20 protein-coding genes are annotated in these 19,441 nt (G+C 70.9%); 19 read left to right on the top strand and 1 reads right to left on the bottom strand.

The genetic code is table 11. From position 1 onward, the window contains the following. Nucleotides 1-37: 37 nt before the first annotated feature. The 13 genes from tyrS (at nucleotide 38) to xerD (ending at nucleotide 13,144) form a co-directional block, all read left to right on the top strand. The gene (tyrS, locus tag AWB89_RS22935; protein ID WP_085176748.1) at nucleotides 38-1,318 is read left to right on the top strand and encodes a tyrosine--tRNA ligase; all 1,281 of its coding nucleotides are present in this window, start codon (nucleotides 38-40) and stop codon (nucleotides 1,316-1,318) included. Between the two features lie 55 nt (nucleotides 1,319-1,373). Beyond that, on the top strand, nucleotides 1,374-1,733 hold the full coding sequence (locus tag AWB89_RS22930) for a DUF732 domain-containing protein (protein ID WP_085176746.1): 360 nt from the start codon (nucleotides 1,374-1,376) through the stop codon (nucleotides 1,731-1,733). A 148-nt stretch (nucleotides 1,734-1,881) separates the two neighbouring features. Further along, complete coding sequence (locus tag AWB89_RS22925; protein ID WP_085176744.1) at nucleotides 1,882-2,673, top strand: tetratricopeptide repeat protein; 792 nt, start codon at nucleotides 1,882-1,884, stop codon at nucleotides 2,671-2,673. Between the two features lies 1 nt (nucleotide 2,674). Next, the gene (locus AWB89_RS22920) at nucleotides 2,675-3,682 is read left to right on the top strand and encodes an HAD hydrolase-like protein (protein ID WP_085176742.1); all 1,008 of its coding nucleotides are present in this window, start codon (nucleotides 2,675-2,677) and stop codon (nucleotides 3,680-3,682) included. 12 nt (nucleotides 3,683-3,694) lie between these two features. Then, a complete protein-coding gene (locus tag AWB89_RS22915; protein WP_085101312.1) occupies nucleotides 3,695-3,880 on the top strand; it encodes a hypothetical protein in 186 nt (61 codons plus the stop codon). 8 nt (nucleotides 3,881-3,888) lie between these two features. Next, nucleotides 3,889-4,698: a TlyA family RNA methyltransferase gene (locus AWB89_RS22910; protein WP_085176740.1), complete on the top strand. Its 810-nt coding sequence runs from the start codon at nucleotides 3,889-3,891 to the stop codon at nucleotides 4,696-4,698. Continuing rightward, nucleotides 4,695-5,615 (top strand): NAD kinase, encoded by a 921-nt coding sequence (locus AWB89_RS22905; RefSeq protein ID WP_085176738.1) that lies wholly within the window; start codon nucleotides 4,695-4,697, stop codon nucleotides 5,613-5,615. Before AWB89_RS22910 ends, AWB89_RS22905 begins: the two co-directional genes overlap by 4 nt. Before the next feature lie 24 nt (nucleotides 5,616-5,639). Next, the gene (gene recN / locus AWB89_RS22900) at nucleotides 5,640-7,400 is read left to right on the top strand and encodes a DNA repair protein RecN (RefSeq protein ID WP_085176736.1); all 1,761 of its coding nucleotides are present in this window, start codon (nucleotides 5,640-5,642) and stop codon (nucleotides 7,398-7,400) included. 172 nt (nucleotides 7,401-7,572) lie between these two features. Next, nucleotides 7,573-8,754, top strand: a complete 1,182-nt coding sequence (gene steA / locus AWB89_RS22895) for a putative cytokinetic ring protein SteA (protein WP_085101304.1) — start codon at nucleotides 7,573-7,575, stop codon at nucleotides 8,752-8,754. A gap of 19 nt (nucleotides 8,755-8,773) precedes the next feature. Then, nucleotides 8,774-9,718 (top strand): copper transporter, encoded by a 945-nt coding sequence (locus AWB89_RS22890; RefSeq protein WP_085101302.1) that lies wholly within the window; start codon nucleotides 8,774-8,776, stop codon nucleotides 9,716-9,718. A 120-nt stretch (nucleotides 9,719-9,838) separates the two neighbouring features. Then, on the top strand, nucleotides 9,839-11,593 hold the full coding sequence (locus tag AWB89_RS22885; RefSeq protein WP_085101300.1) for a CTP synthase: 1,755 nt from the start codon (nucleotides 9,839-9,841) through the stop codon (nucleotides 11,591-11,593). Beyond that, nucleotides 11,586-12,209, top strand: coding sequence for an NUDIX domain-containing protein (locus AWB89_RS22880; protein WP_085176804.1), 624 nt, complete (start codon nucleotides 11,586-11,588; stop codon nucleotides 12,207-12,209). The genes AWB89_RS22885 and AWB89_RS22880 overlap by 8 nt, the downstream gene beginning before the upstream one ends. After that, nucleotides 12,206-13,144, top strand: coding sequence for a site-specific tyrosine recombinase XerD (xerD, locus tag AWB89_RS22875; RefSeq protein WP_085101298.1), 939 nt, complete (start codon nucleotides 12,206-12,208; stop codon nucleotides 13,142-13,144). Before AWB89_RS22880 ends, xerD begins: the two co-directional genes overlap by 4 nt. Nucleotides 13,145-13,196: 52 nt before the next feature. On the opposite strand, the gene AWB89_RS22870 is transcribed toward xerD, so the two are convergent. Beyond that, nucleotides 13,197-13,961: an O-methyltransferase gene (locus tag AWB89_RS22870; RefSeq protein ID WP_085176734.1), complete on the bottom strand. Its 765-nt coding sequence runs from the start codon at nucleotides 13,959-13,961 to the stop codon at nucleotides 13,197-13,199. Nucleotides 13,962-14,161: 200 nt separating this feature from the next. On the opposite strand from AWB89_RS22870, the gene AWB89_RS22865 reads away from it, so the two are divergent. Genes AWB89_RS22865 through der form a run of 6 tightly spaced genes read left to right on the top strand, consistent with a single transcriptional unit; the run spans nucleotide 14,162 to nucleotide 19,337 of the window. Beyond that, complete coding sequence (locus AWB89_RS22865; RefSeq protein WP_085101294.1) at nucleotides 14,162-15,025, top strand: ParA family protein; 864 nt, start codon at nucleotides 14,162-14,164, stop codon at nucleotides 15,023-15,025. Beyond that, nucleotides 15,022-15,822: a segregation/condensation protein A gene (locus AWB89_RS22860; RefSeq protein ID WP_085176732.1), complete on the top strand. Its 801-nt coding sequence runs from the start codon at nucleotides 15,022-15,024 to the stop codon at nucleotides 15,820-15,822. The genes AWB89_RS22865 and AWB89_RS22860 overlap by 4 nt, the downstream gene beginning before the upstream one ends. After that, complete coding sequence (gene scpB, locus AWB89_RS22855; protein ID WP_139830767.1) at nucleotides 15,819-16,517, top strand: SMC-Scp complex subunit ScpB; 699 nt, start codon at nucleotides 15,819-15,821, stop codon at nucleotides 16,515-16,517. Before AWB89_RS22860 ends, scpB begins: the two co-directional genes overlap by 4 nt. After that, entirely contained in the window at nucleotides 16,517-17,260 is a 744-nt protein-coding gene (locus AWB89_RS22850) for a pseudouridine synthase (RefSeq protein ID WP_085176730.1), read from the top strand. The genes scpB and AWB89_RS22850 overlap by 1 nt, the downstream gene beginning before the upstream one ends. After that, on the top strand, nucleotides 17,257-17,940 hold the full coding sequence (gene cmk, locus AWB89_RS22845) for a (d)CMP kinase (RefSeq protein ID WP_172405447.1): 684 nt from the start codon (nucleotides 17,257-17,259) through the stop codon (nucleotides 17,938-17,940). The genes AWB89_RS22850 and cmk overlap by 4 nt, the downstream gene beginning before the upstream one ends. Then, nucleotides 17,937-19,337, top strand: coding sequence for a ribosome biogenesis GTPase Der (gene der / locus AWB89_RS22840; protein WP_085176728.1), 1,401 nt, complete (start codon nucleotides 17,937-17,939; stop codon nucleotides 19,335-19,337). Before cmk ends, der begins: the two co-directional genes overlap by 4 nt. The last annotated feature ends 104 nt before the right edge of the window (nucleotides 19,338-19,441 follow it).

Raw genomic sequence — 19,441 nt, 5'->3', positions numbered from 1 at the left:
CGAATCGTGGCGCCGGGAACGACTAAAGTCGTGCGCGATGTCTTCCGGGATCCTCGACGAGCTGGGCTGGCGCGGGCTCATCGCCCAGTCCACCGACCTCGATGCGCTGGCCGCCGAAGCGCAGCGTGGGCCGATGACCGTCTATGCCGGCTTCGACCCCACCGCGCCCAGCCTGCACGCCGGCCACCTGGTCCCGCTGCTGGCGCTGCGTCGGTTCCAGCGCGCCGGGCATCGCCCGATCGTGCTGGCCGGCGGCGCCACCGGCATGATCGGCGACCCCCGCGACGTCGGCGAGCGCACCCTCAACGAGGCCGACACCGTCGCCGCCTGGACCGAACGGATCCGCGGCCAGCTGGAGCGCTTCGTCGACTTCTCGGATTTTGGCGAGTCCCCGACGGCTGCCGTCGTCGTCAACAACCTGGACTGGACCGCGCCGCTGTCGGCCGTCGAGTTCCTGCGCGACATCGGCAAGCACTTCTCGGTCAACGTGATGCTGGACCGCGACACCGTGCGGAGGCGCCTGGAGGGCGAGGGGATCTCCTACACGGAGTTCAGCTACATGCTGCTGCAGGCCAACGACTACGTCGAATTGCACCGGCGCTACGGCTGCGTCCTGCAGATCGGCGGCTCCGACCAGTGGGGCAACATCATCGCCGGGGTGCGGCTGGTGCGCCAGAAGCTCGGCGCGGCGGTGCACGCGCTGACGGTCCCGCTGGTGACGGCCGCCGACGGCACCAAGTTCGGCAAGTCCACCGGCGGCGGCAGCCTGTGGCTGGACCCCCAGATGACCAGCCCGTACGCCTGGTACCAGTACTTCGTCAACACCGCCGACGCCGACGTGATCCGGTACCTGCGGTGGTTCACCTTCCTGTCGGCCGACGAGCTGGCCGAACTGGAGCGGGCCACCGCGGAGCGCCCGCAGCAGCGCGCCGCCCAACGCCGGCTGGCCCGCGAGCTGACCGCGCTGGTGCACGGCGAGGCGGCGACCGAGGCGGTCGAGCACGCCAGCCGGGCGCTGTTCGGGCAGGGCGAACTCGACCGGCTGGACGAGGCGACGCTGGCCGCCGCGCTGCGCGAGGCGTCGGTCGCCGAGCTCAAGCCGGGCAGTGCCGACGGGATCGTCGACCTCCTGGTGGCCAGCGGCCTGTCGGCCAGCAAGGGGGCCGCACGGCGCACCATCGGCGAGGGCGGCGTCTCGGTCAACAACGTGCGCATCGACAGCGAGGACTGGAAGCCGCAGCCCTCGGACTTTTTGCACGGCCGGTGGCTGGTGCTGCGGCGCGGCAAACGCAACATCGCCGGCATCGAGAAGGTCTAGAACCGGCCCAAACCTTTATCGCGCCGTGCCCCCGACGTGACCGCCGGCGACCACTGTGGTCACGGTGACTAGCGCGAGGCGGGTGCTGCGGGTCGTCGGGGTGGGTGCGGGCGTGGCCGGTTTGACCGCGGTGCTGGCGGCACCCGTCCACGCCGACCTGCGGGGCAACGCGTTCCTGCGGGCCCTCACCAACGCCGGCGTCCCGGTGTCGCAGCCCGACTCGGCGATGGCGCTGGGCCAGTCGGTCTGCCCGATGCTCCTGCAGCCCGGCGGGTCGTTCGACTCGGTGATCACCGCGGTGGCCGACGGCTACGGCATGCCCCGCGACGCGGCGGGCGTGTTCACCGTCGTCGCGATCGCGACCTATTGCCCCGCGGTGCTGGCGCCGCTGCTGACCGACCGGGGCCCGGCCTAGCCGTCCTCGGCTCCGACGAGTGTGAGCTGACGGCTTTCGGTGTGCACTCAGGGCGGGATTTGGCCGGTTTTGCCGCCCTGGACGCGCACTCGAAGCCGTCACCGCACACCCAACGGCCTCGCCGCGGGGCGTCCGTATCCTTTGCAGGGTGGTTGACGACAGGCAGGGGCGCGACAGCAGGCGGCGGCCCCGCCCGGCATCCGGGTCGTGGTCGGGCCCGGGCCGCGCGCGCCCGGTGCAGCCCCGCAGCGCCGAGCAGGACGGCAACGGCGACCGGCCCGGCGCGCCCCCGATCCCGCCCGGCGTGGAGGCCCGCCAGCTCGCGCCCGAGATCCGGCGCGAACTGAGCACCCTGGACCGCGCCACGGCCGACGCGGTGGCGCGCCACCTGGTCGCGGCCGGCGAGCTGATCGACGAGGACCCCGAGGCCGCGCTGAGCCACGCGCGCGCGGCGCGGGCCCGCTCCAGCAGGATCGCCGCGGTCCGTGAGGCCGTCGGGATCGCCGCCTACCACTGCGGCGACTGGGCCCAGGCGCTGGCCGAGCTGCGCGCCGCCCGCAGGATGGGCAGCAAGTCGCCGCTGCTCGCGCTCATCGCCGATTGCGAACGCGGGCTCGGCCGTCCGGAGCGGGCGATCGAACTGGCGCGCGGCGAGGAGGCGGCCCAGCTGTCCGGCGACGACGCCGACGAGTTGCGCATCGTCGCCGCCGGCGCCCGCGCCGACCTCGGGCAGCTGGAACAGGCCCTGACCCTGTTGTCCACGCCCCAGCTGGACCCGAACCGCACCGGTTCGACGGCGGCGCGGTTGTTCTACGCCTACGCCGACACGCTGCTGGCGCTCGGCCGCAATGACGAAGCGCTGCAATGGTTTTTGCGCTCGGCCGCCGCCGATGTCGAAGGCGTCACCGACGCCGAAGAGCGGGTCGGCGAGCTGGCCTGAGATGAAAAGCCTTGCCCAACAATACGATTGCCTGCTAGTCGACCTCGATGGGACCGTCTTCCGCGGCGCTCAGCCGACCCAGGGCGCGGTGCAGTCGCTGGACGAGGTGGGCGGCCGCAAGCTCTACGTGACCAACAACGCGTCCCGCAGCGCCGACGAGGTGGCGCTGCACCTGCGCGAGCTCGGCTTCACCGCCGCCGGCTCGGACGTCGTCACCAGCGCACAAAGCGCGGCCAAGCTGCTCGCCGATCAGCTGCCGGCGGACTCCCGCGTGCTGATCGTGGGCACCGACGCGCTGGCCAACGAGATCGCCGCCGTGGGGCTGCGCCCGGTGCGGCGCTACGACGACGAGCCCGTCGCCGTCGTGCAGGGCCTGTCCACGACCATCGGCTGGCCGGACCTCGCCGAGGCCGCCCTGGCCATCCGCGCGGGCGCGCTATGGGTCGCGGCCAACGTCGACCCCACGCTGCCCACCGAGCGCGGCCTGCTGCCGGGCAACGGGTCGTTCGTGGCCGCGCTGCGGGCGGCCACCGGCGCCGAACCGCGGGTCGCGGGCAAGCCGGCGCCGCGGCTGCTGCAGGACGCGGTGGCCCGCGGCGAGTTTCGCGCGCCGCTGGTCATCGGCGACCGGCTGGACACCGACATCGAGGGCGCCAACGCCGCGCGGCTGCCCAGCCTGATGGTGCTCACCGGCGTCAACACCGCGCGCGACGCCGTCTACGCCGACCCCGCCCGCCGGCCCACCTACATCGGCCACGACCTGCGTTCGCTGCACTCCGACGGCGACCTCCTCGCGGTGCGGCCCCAGCCGGGCTGGCACGTCGACGTGGTCGACACGGCGGTGACGGTCAGCGCCAACGGCGCCGACGAGGGGGACGGGCTCTCGGTCGTGCGCGCGGTGGCCAGCGCGGTGTGGGGCGCCGAGGACCCGGCGTCTTTGCGGATCGAGGCCGACGGCGACCGGGCCCGCGATGCGCTGCAGCGCTGGTCTTTGGTCGACGGCGACTAACGTAGGTACGCGATGACTATCGATCCCGATCAGCTCCGCGCTGAAATCGACGCCCTGGTTGCCCAGCTGTCCGAGGTCGGGGATCCGGAAAACCCCGAGCGCCAGCCGTCTCTCACCGAGCTCGAAGAGATAGCCCGCCGCCTCTCGGAGGCGCACGACGTGCTGCTGGCGGCGCTGGAGTCGGCGGAGAAGGGCTGAGTGCGACGGTGGCACGGCGTGCCCGCGTCGATGCCGAGCTCGTCCGCCGCGGGCTCGCAAGGTCCCGCCAGCAGGCCGCGGAGTTGATCGACGCGGGCAAGGTGAGCATCGACGGCATGCCGGCCCGCAAGCCGGCCACCGCCGTCGACGTCACCGCGGCGCTGACCGTCGCCGACGACCGCGAACGCGGCTGGGTGTCGCGCGGCGCGCACAAGCTCATCGGCGCCCTGGACGCGTTCGGCATCGCGGTCGCGGGCCGCCGCTGCCTGGACGCCGGCGCGTCGACGGGCGGGTTCACCGAGGTGCTGCTGGACCGCGGGGCCGCCGCGGTGGTGGCCGCCGACGTCGGCTACGGCCAGCTGGCCTGGTCGCTGCGCAGCGACCCGCGGGTGACCGTCGTCGAGCGGACCAACGCCCGCGACCTGACCCCGGAGGCCATCGGCGGGCCGGTCGACCTGGTGGTGGCCGACCTGTCTTTCATCTCGCTGGCCAGCGTGTTGCCCGCGTTGATTGGATGCGCCTGCCCCCGCGCGGATATCGTTCCCATGGTGAAGCCGCAGTTTGAGGTGGGCAGGGGCCAGGTCGGCGCCGGCGGGGTCGTTCGCGACCCGGGCCTGCGGGCCGACGCGGTGCTGGCCGTCGCGCGCCGCGCCGGGGCACTGGGCTGGCACACCGTCGACGTCACCGCGAGCCCGCTGCCGGGCCCGTCGGGCAATGTCGAATACTTCCTGTGGTTGCGCGCCGAGACCGAGCGGGGGCTGACTGCTGATGGGCTGGTGGACGCGGTGACGCGGGCCGTGGCAGAGGGCCCGGAATGACCGATCACCGAACCGTGCTGCTGGTGGTGCACACCGGCCGCGACGAGGCGACCGAGACCGCGCGTCGCGTGCAAAAAGTGCTGGGCGACAACGGAGTTGGGCTCCGGCTGCTGTCCGCCGAGGCGGTCGACCGGGGGTCGCTGCACCTGGCGCCCGACGATATGCGGGCGATGGGGACCGAGATCGAGGTGGTCGACGCCGAGCCGTCGGCCGCCGAGGGCTGCGAACTGGTGCTGGTGCTGGGCGGTGACGGCACCTTCCTGCGGGCCGCCGAGCTGGCCCGAAACGCCGGGATTCCCGTGCTGGGCGTGAATCTGGGCCGGATCGGATTCCTGGCCGAGGCCGAGGCGGAGGCCATCGACCGGGTGCTCGAGCACGTGGTGGCCCGCGACTACCGGGTGGAGAACCGCCTGACGCTGGACGTCGCGGTGCTGAACAAGGGTCACGTCGAACACGGGTGGGCGCTCAACGAAGTCAGCCTGGAGAAGGGCCCGCGGCTGGGTGTGCTCGGGGTCGTCGTCGAGGTGGACGGGCGGCCGGTGTCCGCCTTCGGCTGCGACGGCGTGCTGGTGTCGACGCCGACCGGCTCCACCGCCTACGCGTTCTCGGCCGGCGGCCCGGTGCTGTGGCCCGACCTGGAGGCAATCCTGGTGGTACCCAACAACGCTCACGCGCTGTTCGGCCGGCCCATGGTCACCAGCCCCGAGGCGACCATTGCGATCGAGACCGAGGCGGGCGGGCACGACGCGCTGGTGTTCTGCGACGGCCGCCGCGAGATGGTGATCCCGGCCGGCAGCCGGATCGAGGTGACCCGCTGTGACACGCCGGTCAAATGGGCGCGGCTGGACAGCGCGCCGTTCACCGACCGCTTGGTGCGCAAATTCCGCCTGCCGGTGACCGGTTGGCGCGGAAAGTAACGACGCTCGTCAGGTGCTCACCGAATGCTGACGGAAATCAGAATTGAATCGCTGGGCGCGATCAGCGCCGCGGTCGGGGAGTTCGGCCGCGGGCTGACGGTGCTGACCGGCGAGACCGGCACCGGCAAGACGATGGTGGTGACCGGGCTGCACCTGCTCGGCGGGGCCCGCGCCGACCCCGCCCGCGTGCGGTCCGGCGCCGACCGCGCCGTCGTCGAAGGTCGGTTCGCCACAAGCGATCTCGACGATGAGACGGCGACGCAGCTGGATGCGATGCTGGAAGACCTGGGCGGCGAGCGCGACGAGGACGGCAGCGTGATCGCGCTGCGCTCGGTCAGCCGCGACGGCCCGTCCCGCGCGTATCTCGGCGGCCGCAGCGTGCCGGCCAAATCCCTGGGCGACTTCACCACGGAACTGCTGACCCTGCACGGCCAAAACGACCAGCTGCGGCTGATGCGCCCCGAGGAGCAGCGCGGCGCGCTGGACCGCTTCGCCGGCGCCGGCCCGGCGCTGGAGCGCTACCGCAAGCTGCGCGACGCGTGGCTGACCGCGCGGCGCGACCTGATCGACCGCCGGGAGCGGGCCCGCGAGCTGGCCCAGGAGGCCGACCGGCTGAAGTTCGCCTTGAACGAGATCGACACCGTCGACCCGCAACCCGGCGAAGACGACGCGCTGGTCGCCGACATCCTGCGCCTGTCCGAACTGGACACGCTGCGCGAGGCCGCCGCCACGGCGCGCGCCGCCCTGTCGGCCGACGACGCCGACGGGCTCGGCCAGAGTGCCACCGACGGCCTCGGAAAGGCAAGGGCCGCACTCGAATCCACCGACGACGCGACGCTGCGCGCGTTGGCCGGACAGATCGGCGAGGCGCTCACCGTGGTCGCCGACGCCGCGCAGGAGCTCGGCGGGTTCCTGGACGAACTGCCGGTGGACGCCAGCGCGCTGGAATCCAAGCTGGCCCGCCAGGCGGAGCTGCGCACGCTGACCCGCAAGTACGCCGCCGACATCGACGGGGTGCTGGAGTGGGCGCGGGAGTCCCGCGAACGCCTGGCGCAACTCGACGTCTCCGAGGAAGGGCTGGCGGCGCTGGAACGCAGGGTCGACGAGCTGGCCCGCGAATTATCCGATGGGGCAGTCGATCTCAGCAAGCTGCGGCGCAAGGCCGCCAAGCGGCTGGCCAAGGAGGTGACCGCGGAACTGTCCGGGCTGGCGATGGCCGACGCCGAATTCACGATCGACGTGGCCCTGGACGTCGCGGCCGGCCCGGACGACCCCGCCACGCTGGTGCTGCCGTCCGGCGAGCTGGTGCGCGCCGGCGGCGACGGCGTCGACCAGGTCGAGTTCGGCTTCGCCGCCCACCGCGGCATGACGGTGCTGCCGCTGGCCAAGAGCGCGTCCGGCGGCGAGTTGTCCCGCGTGATGCTGGCATTAGAAGTCGCGCTGGCGACTCTCCGTAAAGAGGCGGCCGGCACCACGATGGTGTTCGACGAGGTCGACGCCGGCGTCGGTGGCCGGGCCGCCGTGCAGATCGGGCGGCGGCTGGCGCGGCTGGCCCGCACCCACCAGGTCATCGTGGTCACGCACCTGCCGCAGGTCGCCGCGTACGCCGACGTGCACCTGGTGGTGCACAGCGCCGGGCCCAAGGGCACCAGCGTGGTGCGGCGGGTCACCGGCGACGACCGGGTGGCCGAGCTGGCACGCATGCTGGCTGGGCTGGGCGACTCCGACAGCGGCCGGGCGCACGCCCGCGAGCTGCTCGAGACGGCGCAGAACGACAGGGACTAGCGCCTCGAGCGTCGACTTGTTGTCGGCATCTTGGCCGTTTTCGCGCAACAAGTCGACGCTCGAGACCATCCCGACATCGACCTGTTACTGATGTGACTCTAGATAACTTCTGAGGCTAATGTTACGGCGCGCCTACTCGCCTGGCCCGGGCTTCACCGACAGAATCGCCCCCATGAAGATGTCAGGTCTGCTTTCGCGTAACACGTCCCGGCCCGGCCTCACCGGCACCGCCCGGGTCGACCGGAACATCGACCGCCTGCTGCGCAGGGTGTGTCCCGGCGACATCGTGGTCCTCGACATCTTGGATCTGGATCGCATCACGGCCGACGCGCTGGTGGAGGCCGACATCGCCGCCGTCGTCAACGCCTCGCCGTCGGTCTCCGGCCGCTACCCGAACCTCGGCCCCGAGGTGCTGGTCAACAACGGCGTGACGCTGATCGACGAGACCGGGCCCGAGGTCTTCAAGAAGGTCAAGGACGGCGCCAAGATTCGCCTCTACGAGGGCGGCGTGTACTCCGGCGATCGCCGCCTGGTTCGCGGCACCGAACGCACCGACCACGACATCGCCGACCTGATGCGCGAGGCCAAGAGCGGCCTGGCCGCCCACCTGGAGGCCTTCGCGGGCAACACGATTGAGTTCATCAAGAGCGAGAGCCCGCTGCTGATCGACGGGATCGGCATCCCCGACATCGACGTCGACCTGCGCCGCCGGCACGTGGTGATCGTGGCCGACGAGCCCGGCGCCGAGGACGAGCTGCGCTCGCTCAAGCCGTTCATCAAGGAGTACCAGCCGGTGCTCATCGGCGTGGACACCGGCGCGGATGTGTTGCGCAAGGCCGGGTATCGCCCCCAGATCATCGTCGGCGACCCCGACAAGATCAGCACCGACGCCCTCAAGTGCGGTGCGCATGTCGTCCTGCCCGCCGACGCCGACGGCCACGCGCCCGGGCTGGAGCGGATCCAGGACCTCGGCGTCGGCGCGATGACGTTCCCGGCCGCGGGGTCGGCGGTCGACCTGGCCCTGCTGCTGGCCGACCACCACGGCGCCGCGCTGCTCGTGACGGCCGGCCACACCGCCAACATCGAGACGTTCTTCGACCGCAACCGCACCCAGAGCAACCCCTCGACGTTTCTGACCAGGCTTCGGGTGGGGGAGAAGGTGGTGGACGCCAAGGCCGTTGCCACGTTGTACCGCAACCACATTTCGGCGGGCGCCATCGCGCTGCTGGCGCTGACCATGCTGATCGCGGTCATCGTGGCGCTGTGGGTGTCCCGCACCGACGGTGTGGTGCTGCACTGGGTCACCCACTACTGGAACCACTTCTCGCTGTGGGTGCAGCACCTGGTCACCTAGTTCGAGGACGGTGCGTTAAATGATCTCGTTACGCCAACATGCCCTGTCGCTGGCGGCCGTCTTCCTGGCGCTGGCCGTGGGAGTCGTGCTGGGCTCCGGATTCTTGTCGGACACCCTGCTGTCCAGCCTGCGTGACGAGAAGCGCGACCTGTACACCCAGATCAACGGGCTCAACGACCAGAAGAACGTGATGAACGAAAAGCTGGCCGCCGCAAACAATTTCGACAACCAGCTGGCGGGCCGGATCGTGCATGACGCGCTGGGCGGAAAGTCCGTCGTCGTCTTCCGCACCCCTGACGCCAAGGACGACGACGTCGCCGCGGTCTCGAAGTTCGTCGGCCAGGCCGGCGGGACGATCACCGGAACGGTTTCGCTGACGCAGGAGTTCGTCGACGCCAACTCCGCGGAGAAGCTGCGCACGGTGGTGAACTCGTCGATCCTGCCCGCCGGTCAGCAGTTGAGCACCAAGCTCGTCGATCAGGGTTCGCAGGCCGGCGACCTGCTGGGCATCGCGCTGCTGGTCAATGCCAACCCGGCCGTGCCGCCGGTGGACGACACGCAGCGCGACACCGTGCTGGCCTCGCTGCGCGACACCGGCTTCATCACCTACCAGCCCGCCGACCGGGTGGGGGCGGCCAACGCCGCGCTGATCGTCACCGGTGGCGGGCTGCCGCAGGACGCCGGCAACCAGGGCGTCAGCGTGGCCCGGTTTTCCGCCGCCCTCGCCCCGCACGGCTCGGGCACGTTGCTGGCGGGGCGCGACGGTTCGGCGACGGGCGGCGCCGCGGTCGCCGTGACCCGCGCCGACACCGGCATGTCGTCGGCCATCAGCACCGTCGACGACGTCGACGCCGCGCCCGGGCGCATCACCGCGGTGCTGGGCCTGCACGACCTGATCAACGGCGGCCACGTCGGCCAGTACGGCACCGGGCACGGGGCAACCTCGATCACCGTGCCGCAGTAGCGGGCGTGTTCCCCGCGACACGGCGCGGTGGATGTTAGGGTGGGTTTCCGTGGGTCGGCAGGCCCATCTAGTTAACCGCTAGAAAAATCGAAGCCCTGCCCGTCTTCACGGAGGTCGCCTGTGCGGAAGCACCCGCAAACAACCACCAAGCACCTCTTCGTCAGCGGTGGGGTCGCTTCCTCGCTGGGCAAAGGGCTTACCGCCAGCAGCCTGGGGCAGCTACTGACGGCGCGCGGGCTGCACGTGACGATGCAGAAGCTCGACCCGTACCTCAACGTCGACCCGGGCACGATGAACCCGTTCCAGCACGGCGAGGTCTTCGTCACCGAGGACGGCGCGGAGACCGACCTCGACGTCGGCCACTACGAGCGGTTCCTGGATCGCGACCTGTCCGGCTCGGCGAATGTGACTACCGGTCAGGTGTATTCGACCGTCATCGCCAAGGAACGGCGCGGTGAGTACCTCGGCGACACCGTCCAGGTGATCCCGCACATCACCGACGAGATCAAGCGGCGCATCGTGGCGATGGCCCAGCCGGACGCCGACGGCAATCGCCCGGACGTCGTTATCACCGAAATCGGCGGCACGGTGGGCGATATCGAGTCGCAGCCCTTCCTCGAGGCCGCGCGGCAGGTGCGCCACGACCTCGGCCGGGAGAACGTCTTCTTCCTGCACGTGTCGCTGGTGCCCTACCTGGCCCCGTCGGGGGAGCTCAAGACCAAGCCCACCCAGCACTCGGTGGCGGCGCTGCGCAGCATCGGTATCACCCCGGACGCGCTGATCCTGCGCTGCGACCGCGACGTCCCCGAGGCGCTGAAGAACAAGATCGCGCTGATGTGTGACGTCGACATCGACGGGGTCATCTCGACCCCCGACGCGAAGTCGATCTACGACATCCCGAAGGTGTTGCACCGCGAGGAACTCGACGCGTTCGTGGTACGCCGGCTCAACCTGCCGTTCCGCGACGTCGACTGGACCGAATGGGACGACCTGCTGCGCCGGGTGCACGAGCCGCACGAGACGGTGCGAATCGCGTTGGTGGGCAAGTACGTTGAGCTGTCCGACGCCTACCTGTCGGTGACCGAGGCGCTGCGCGCCGGCGGGTTCAAGCACCACGCCAAGGTCGAGATGGTGTGGGTGCCCTCCGACGACTGCGCGAGCCCCGGCGACGCCGCGGCCGCGCTGGGCGACGTGCACGGCGTGCTGATCCCCGGCGGGTTCGGCATCCGCGGCATCGAGGGCAAGATCGGGGCCATCCGCCACGCGCGCGGGCGCGGGCTGCCGGTGCTGGGGCTGTGCCTCGGGCTGCAGTGCATCGTGATCGAGGCCGCGCGCTCGGCCGGCCTCACGGAGGCCAACTCGGCCGAATTCGAGCCGGGCACACCGGATCCCGTCATCTCGACGATGGCCGACCAGGAGCAGATCGTCGCCGGCGAGGCCGACCTCGGCGGCACCATGCGGCTGGGGGCCTACCCGGCGGTGCTGGAGCCGGATTCCATTGTGGCCCAGGCGTATGGGGCCACCGAGGTGTCCGAGCGGCACCGGCACCGCTACGAGGTCAACAACGCCTACCGCGACAAGATCGCCGAGAGCGGGCTGCGCTTCTCGGGCACCTCGCCCGACGGCCACCTGGTCGAGTTCGTCGAATACCCGCCCGACGTGCACCCGTTCGTCGTCGGCACCCAGGCCCACCCCGAACTCAAGAGCCGCCCCACCCGGCCGCATCCGTTGTTCGTCGCGTTCGTCAAGGCAGCGCTCGACTACAAGGCGGGCGAGCAGTTGCCGGTGGAAATCCCCGAGCAGCATTCGCCTAACGGCACCCAGCATCGAGACAGCGTTGAGCGGCCGCTACCCGAGCCCGCGGCCCGTGGCTGAGCACGTCTTCGAGACGGCGTCATCCGAAACGCTGTACACCGGAAAGATTTTCGCGCTGCGCCGCGATCGGGTCCGGATGCCCGGGGGCAAGCTCGTCACGCGCGAGGTCGTCGAGCACTTCGGCGCGGTGGCCGTGGTGGCCATGGACGACGACGGCAACGTCCCGATGGTCTACCAGTACCGCCACGCGCTCGGCCGGCGGCTGTGGGAGCTGCCGGCCGGGCTGCTCGACGTCGGCGGCGAGCCCGCCCAGCTGACCGCCGCCCGGGAGCTGCACGAGGAGGCGGGGTTGAAGGCCGACACCTGGCGGGTGCTGGCCGACCTCGATTCCACCCCCGGCTTCAGCGACGAATCGGTGCGGGTCTATCTGGCCACCGGGCTCACCCAGGTGGACCGCCCCGAGGCGCACGACGAAGAAGCCGACATGAAGCTGGAGTGGTATCCGCTCGCGGATGCCGTCCGCAAGGTGCTCAGCGGCGAGATCGTCAATGCCATTGCGGTGGCGGGGATTCTGGCCGCCCACGCGGTGACCGACGGCGTCGCGCAGCCCCGCCCGGCGGACAGCCCGTGGACCGACAAGCCGACCGCGTTCGCCGCGCGTAAGGCGGCGCAATGACGGCGGCCCTGGACACGCAACTGCAGGGCTACCTCGACCACCTGACGATCGAGCGGGGCGTCGCCAAGAACACGCTGAGCTCGTACCAACGCGACCTGCGTCGCTACAGCAAGCACCTGTCCGACCGCGGCATTCACGACCTGGCCAAGGTCGGCGAGGACGACGTCAGCGAGTTCCTGGTGGCGCTGCGCCGCGGCGACCCCGACAACGGGACGGCCGCGCTCTCGGCGGTGTCGGCGGCGCGGGCGCTGATCGCGGTGCGCGGCCTGCACCGGTTCGCCGCCGCCGAGGGGCTGGCCGAGCTGGACGTGGCGCGGGCCGTGCGGCCGCCGACCCCGGGCCGGCGGCTGCCCAAGAGCCTGACCATCGACGAGGTGCTGGCCCTGCTCGAGGGTGCCGGCGGCGACAGCCCGAGCGACGGCCCGCTGACGCTGCGCAACCGCGCGCTGCTGGAGTTGTTGTACTCCACCGGATCTCGGATCTCCGAGGCCGTCGGCCTCGACGTCGACGACATCGACACCGAGGCGCGGTCGGTCCTGCTGCGCGGCAAGGGCGGCAAGCAGCGGCTGGTGCCGATCGGGCGGCCCGCCGTGCAGGCGCTGGACGCGTACCTGGTGCGCGGCCGCCCCGATCTGGCGCGCCGCGGCCGCGGCACGCCGGCCATCTTCCTCAACGCCCGCGGCGGCCGGCTGTCGCGGCAGAGCGCGTGGCAGGTGCTGCAGGACGCCGCCGAGCGCGCCGGCATCACCTCGGGGGTGTCGCCGCACATGCTGCGGCATTCCTTCGCCACGCACCTGCTCGAGGGCGGGGCGGACGTGCGCGTCGTGCAGGAGCTACTCGGCCATGCGTCGGTGACGACGACGCAGATCTACACGCTGGTCACCGTGCACGCGCTGCGCGAGGTGTGGGCCGGGGCGCACCCGCGGGCCACCTAACCCCTCCCGCCGAACGTCGACTTGTTGCGCCAATGCGGGCCGATTCCCGACATCAAGTCGACGTTGGGCCCAGGAATTCCGACTCCAGCACCAGGTCGGACACCAGCGACTGGTACTCGACGTGCGTCTTGTGCTCGACGGTCTTCCAACCCTTGCCCTGCTGTTGACGCATGTACTCGCGGTACTTCGGCGCGCCGGGAATCCTGACGTTGTCGGCGACCACGATCGCGCCCCGGTGCAGCCAGCCCCGATCGACGATGCTCAGCAGGTCGTCCAGGTAGGCGTCCTTGTCGTGGTCGAGGAACACGAAATCGATTGCGCCGGAAGCGAATCCGTGCTCGTTGGCCAGCGTGTCCAGGGTGCGCCCGCCGTCACCGATGGTGCCGACGACGCACGTCACCCGGTCGGCGACCCCGGCGTGCGCCCAGATCCGCCGCGCGTTGGCGGCGTTGGCCTCGGCGAGCTCGACGGAAAACACCGTGGCGTGGGGCGCGGCGCGGGCGATCCGCAGCGCGCCGTAGCCGCAATAGGTGCCCAGCTCGAGCGCCAGCGCGGGATCGGCGCGCCGCACGGCCGCGTCAAGCAGGAGCCCCTTCTCGTCACCGATGCTCATCAGCATCGACTTCTCGTAGGCGAACCTGTCCATGGCGGCGAGCACGTCGTCGATATCGCCGGCGCGGGCGTTCCGCAGCACGTATTCGGTGGCGGCGGCCTCGCGGCCGTCGCCGATCTGACCCGTCGTGGTGATGTGGCGCACGCCCGCGGCCATCCGCAACACCGACCAACGCAGGATGGGCAGCCGTCGCTTGAGATCCATGTCAATCCACGATAGTGACGCCCCCGCGCGCCGTGCCCAATGGTGCTGGTGTGACTGAAGTTAGCCCTGCGCGCAAAGGTGCGTTTCACCAGCGATTTCCGCCCATATTGGCTGGTGACTCGCCCGCGCGGCGCCCGGCTTAACTGCGCGAAGCCGTTAGACTTTCGAGCGATGTTCACCTCCCGAACACGCCGGGCGTGATGACCGAGCACCCGGACAACGGCGTCGAGATCGGCTTGACGGGACGCCCGCCGCGGGCGATCCCCGAGCCGACGCCGCGCACCTCGCACGGCCCGGCCAAGGTCGTGGCGATGTGCAACCAGAAGGGCGGCGTCGGGAAGACCACCTCGACGATCAACCTGGGCGCCGCGCTCGCCGAGTACGGCCGGCGCGTGCTGCTGGTGGACATGGACCCGCAGGGCGCGCTGTCCGCGGGCCTGGGCGTGCCGCACTACGAGCTGGAGAAGACGATCCACAACGTGCTGGTCGAGCCGCGGGTGTCGATCGACGACGTGCTGCTCAAAACCCGGGTCAACCACATGGACCTGGTGCCCAGCAACATCGACCTGTCGGCCGCCGAGATCCAGCTGGTCAACGAGGTCGGCCGCGAACAGACCCTGGGCCGCGCGCTGTATCCGGTGCTGGACCGCTACGACTATGTCCTGATCGACTGCCAGCCGTCGCTGGGCCTGCTCACCGTCAACGGGCTGGCCTGCGCGGACGGCGTCGTGATCCCCACCGAGTGCGAGTTCTTCTCGCTGCGCGGGCTGGCGCTGCTCACCGACACCGTCGACAAGGTGCGCGACCGGCTCAACCCCAAGCTGGAGATCAGCGGCATCCTGCTCACCCGCTATGACCCGCGCACCGTCAACTCGCGCGAGGTCATGGCCCGCGTCGTGGAGCGGTTCGGGGACCTGGTGTTCGACACCGTGATCACCCGGACCGTCCGGTTCCCGGAGACCAGCGTGGCGGGCGAGCCCATCACCACCTGGGCACCCCGATCGACCGGCGCCATCGCCTACCGCGCGCTGGCCCGCGAATTCATCCACCGATTCGGCGCGTGAACGGCACCGCCAACGGTGAGGCGCCAGCCAAGAACGGCTTCCAGGTCCGCCTGACCAATTTCGAGGGGCCGTTCGATCTGCTGCTGCAGCTGATCTTCGCCCATCGCCTCGACGTCACCGAGGTGGCGCTGCACCAGGTCACCGACGACTTCATCGCCTACACCAAGGCGATCGGCTCCCAGCTGGGCCTGGAGGAGACCACGGCGTTCCTGGTGATCGCCGCGACGCTGCTCGACCTCAAGGCCGCCCGCCTGCTGCCGGCGGGGCAGGTCGACGACGACGAGGACCTGGCGCTGCTCGAGGTCCGCGACCTGCTGTTCGCACGGCTGCTGCAATACCGCGCCTTCAAGCACGTCGCCGAGATGTTCGCCGAGCTGGAGGCCGCCGCGCTGCGCAGCTACCCGCGCGCGGTGTCGCTGGAGGACCGGTTCACCGAGCTGCTGCCCGAGGTGATGCTCGGCGTCGACGCCGAGCGGTTCGCCCAGATCGCCGCCGTCGCGTTCACCCCGCGCCCGGTCCCGACGGTGGCCATCGGTCACCTGCACGAGCTGCAGGTCTCGGTCCCCGAGCAGGCCGAGAAGCTGCTGGCGTTTTTGGAGGCCCGGGGCAGTGGCCAGTGGGCGACGTTTTCGGAGCTGGTCGCCGACTGTGAGGCGCCGATGGAGGTCGTCGGGCGCTTCCTCGCGCTGCTCGAGCTGTATCGGAGCCGGGCGGTAGCATTCGACCAGTCAGAGCCGCTTGGCGTGCTCCAAATTTCGTGGACCGGGGAGCGTCCGGTAGAAGTGCGGGACGAATGACCGACGAGTTGCCAGAAGAGCTGCCCGAGATCGATCTGGGCATCGAGATCGCCGAGGCGGCGCCGATGGACGCCGAGGAACTCGGCTCCGTGCTGGAAGCGCTGCTGCTGGTGGTGGACACGCCGGTCACCGCCGAGGCGCTGGGCGCGGCCACCGGACAGCCCGTCTACCGCATCGCGGCCCGGCTGCAGCAGATGGCCGAGGAACTCACCGAACGCGACAGCGGCATCGACCTGCGGCAAAACAGCGAGGGCTGGCGGATGTACACCCGCGCCCGGTTCGCGCCGTACGTCGAGAAGCTGCTGCTCGACGGGGCGCGATCCAAGCTCACCCGGGCGGCACTGGAGACGCTGGCCGTGGTCGCCTATCGCCAGCCGGTCACGCGCGCGCGGGTCAGCGCGGTGCGCGGCGTCAACGTCGACGCCGTCATGCGCACCCTGCTGGCGCGCGGCCTGATCACCGAGGCCGGTGTCGACGACGACACCGGCGCCACGACGTTCGCCACCACCGAGCTGTTCCTCGAGCGGCTGGGGTTGACGTCGCTGGCAGACCTGCCCGACATCGCGCCGCTGCTTCCCGACGTCGACACGATCGAGGACCTGAGCGAATCCCTGGACAGCGAGCCACGTTTCATCAAACTCGCGGGCGGTTCGGCCTCCGAGGAGTCGCTGTCCTTCGATGTGGACAAGGATTGATGGCCGAATCTGAAGGGGTCCGCCTACAAAAAGTCTTGTCCCAGGCCGGAATTGCGTCGCGGCGGGCCGCCGAGAAGTTGATCGTCGACGGCCGCGTCGAGGTGGACGGCGAGGTGGTGACCGAGCTGGGCACCCGGGTCGACCCGGACACGTCGGTGATCCGCGTGGACGGCGTGCGGGTGCTCGTCGACGACTCGCTGGTGTACTTCGCCCTGAACAAGCCGCGCGGCATGCACTCGACCATGTCGGACGACCGGGGTCGGCCGTGCATCGGCGACCTGGTCGAGCGCCGGGTTCGCGGCACCAAGAAGCTATTTCACGTCGGCCGGCTCGATGCGGACACCGAGGGGCTGATCCTGCTGACCAACGACGGCGAGCTGGCGCACCGGTTGATGCACCCCTCGCACGAGGTGCCCAAGACGTATCTGGCGACGGTGAGCGGAACCGTGCCGCGCGGGCTGGGCAAGAAGCTGCGGGCCGGAATCTCGCTGGACGACGGGCCGGCGCGGGTCGATGACTTCGCGGTCGTCGATGCGATTCCCGGAAAGACGTTGGTGCGCCTGACATTGCACGAGGGGCGCAACCGCATCGTGCGCCGGCTGTTGGCCGCCGCCGGTTTCCCGGTGGAGGCGCTGGTGCGCACCGACATCGGCGCGGTGTCGCTGGGGGAGCAGCGCCCCGGCAGCATCCGGGCCTTGCGGCGCGACGAGATCGGTTCGCTCTACAAGGCGGTCGGCTTGTGAGTGCTTTGGTGGTCGCCATCGACGGCCCCGCGGGCACCGGGAAGTCCTCGGTGTCAAGGGGTTTGGCGCGTGCGCTGGGGGCCCGCTACCTGGACACCGGGGCGATGTACCGAATCGTGACACTGGCGGTGCTGCGCGGCGGGGTCGATCCCGCCGACGCCGAGGGCGTCGCGTCTCTGGCGTCTACGGTGGAGCTGTCGGTCAGCTACGATCCCGACTCGGACCGCTGTTACCTTGCGGGAGAGGATGTTTCGGTCGAGATCCGCGGCGACGAGGTCACCCGGGCGGTCTCGGCGGTGTCGTCGGTGCCGGCCGTGCGCGCCCGGCTGGTGGAGCTGCAGCGGTCCATGGCCGAGGGCCCGGGCAGCGTCGTCGTCGAGGGCAGGGACATCGGAACCGTGGTGCTGCCCGACGCGCCGGTGAAGATCTTCCTCACCGCCTCGGCCGAAACGCGCGCCGCGCGCCGCAACGACCAGAACGTCGCGTCGGGTTTGGTCGACGACTATGACGGCGTGCTGGCCGACGTGCGCCGCCGCGACCACCTCGATTCCACCCGGGCGGTGTCGCCGCTGCGCGCCGCCCCGGACGCGCTGGTCGTCGACACGAGCGACATGACCGAGGCAGAGGTGATCGCGCATCTGCTCGAGCTGGTGCGGCAGAAGAGCGGGGCGGTGCGATGACGCAGGACGGCACCTGGGCCGACGAAAGCGATTGGGCGCTCACCGATTCCGGGGTTTCGGATGTCGACGAACCCGGCCCGGCTCCCGTCGTCGCCGTGGTGGGCCGGCCCAACGTCGGCAAGTCGACTTTGGTCAACCGAATCCTCGGGCGGCGCGAGGCGGTGGTGCAGGACATTCCCGGCGTGACGCGCGACCGCGTTTCCTACGACGCGCTGTGGACCGGGCGGCGGTTCGTCGTGCAGGACACCGGCGGGTGGGAGCCCGACGCCAAGGGGCTGCAGCAGTTGGTGGCCGAGCAGGCGTCGGTGGCCATGCGCACCGCCGACGCGGTGATCCTGGTGGTCGACGCAACCGTCGGCGCCACCGCGGCCGACGAGGCCGCCGCGCGCATCCTGCTGCGCTCGGGAAAGCCGGTGTTCTTGGCGGCCAACAAGGTGGACAGCGAGAAGGCCGAGGCCGACGTCGCGGAGTTGTGGTCGCTGGGGCTCGGCCAGCCGCACGCCATCAGCGCCATGCACGGCCGCGGCGTCGCCGATCTGCTCGACGAGGTGCTGGCCGCGCTGCCCGAGGTGTCCGAAGCCGCGCCGGCGCCCGGCGGGCCGCGACGGGTGGCGCTGGTCGGCAAGCCCAATGTCGGCAAGAGCTCGCTGCTGAACAAGCTTGCGGGCGACCAGCGTTCGGTGGTGCACGATGTCGCCGGGACGACCGTGGATCCGGTGGACTCGCTCATCGAGTTGGGCGGCAAGGTCTGGCGGTTCGTCGACACGGCGGGGTTGCGGCGCAAGGTGGGCCAGGCCAGCGGGCACGAGTTCTACGCGTCGGTGCGCACCCACTCGGCCATCGATGCGGCCGAGGTGGTGGTCGTGCTGATCGACGCGTCGCAGACCCTGACCGAACAGGATCAGCGGGTGCTGTCGATGGTGATCGAGGCCGGCCGCGCCCTGGTGCTGGCCTTCAACAAGTGGGACCTGGTCGACGAGGATCGCCGCGAGCTGCTGGAGCGCGAGATCGACCGCGAGCTGGCGCAGCTGCGGTGGGCGCAGCGGGTCAACATCTCCGCCAAGACGGGCCGCGCCGTGCAGAAGCTGGTGCCGGCGATGGAGAGCGCGCTGGAATCGTGGGACACGCGGATCGCGACCGGCCCTTTGAACGCCTGGATCAAGGAAGTGGTCGCGGCCACGCCGCCGCCCGTCCGCGGTGGGAAGCAGCCACGCATCCTGTTCGCCACCCAGGCCACCGCGCGTCCGCCGACGTTCGTGCTCTTCACTACGGGTTTCTTGGAGGCCGGCTACCGGCGGTTCCTGGAGCGCCGGCTGCGCGAGACGTTCGGGTTCGAGGGCAGCCCGATCCGGATCAACGTGCGGGTCCGCGAGAAGCGGGGAGCGAAGCGGCGCTGAGCGTCGTGGCAGTCCCAGCCGTCACTTCCGCCTCGGCTCGGAGGGAATTGGCGATGTGCCCGCCTCATAGCGACAACTGCTTGGCGTGAGGCAGACTCGCAGCT

It is taken from the genome of Mycobacterium paraense, from assembly GCF_002101815.1.
Classification (GTDB): Bacteria; Actinomycetota; Actinomycetes; order Mycobacteriales; family Mycobacteriaceae; genus Mycobacterium; species Mycobacterium paraense.
The sequence above is the reverse complement of the archived record's forward strand: the minus strand, read 5'-3'. Positions and strand labels throughout refer to the sequence as shown.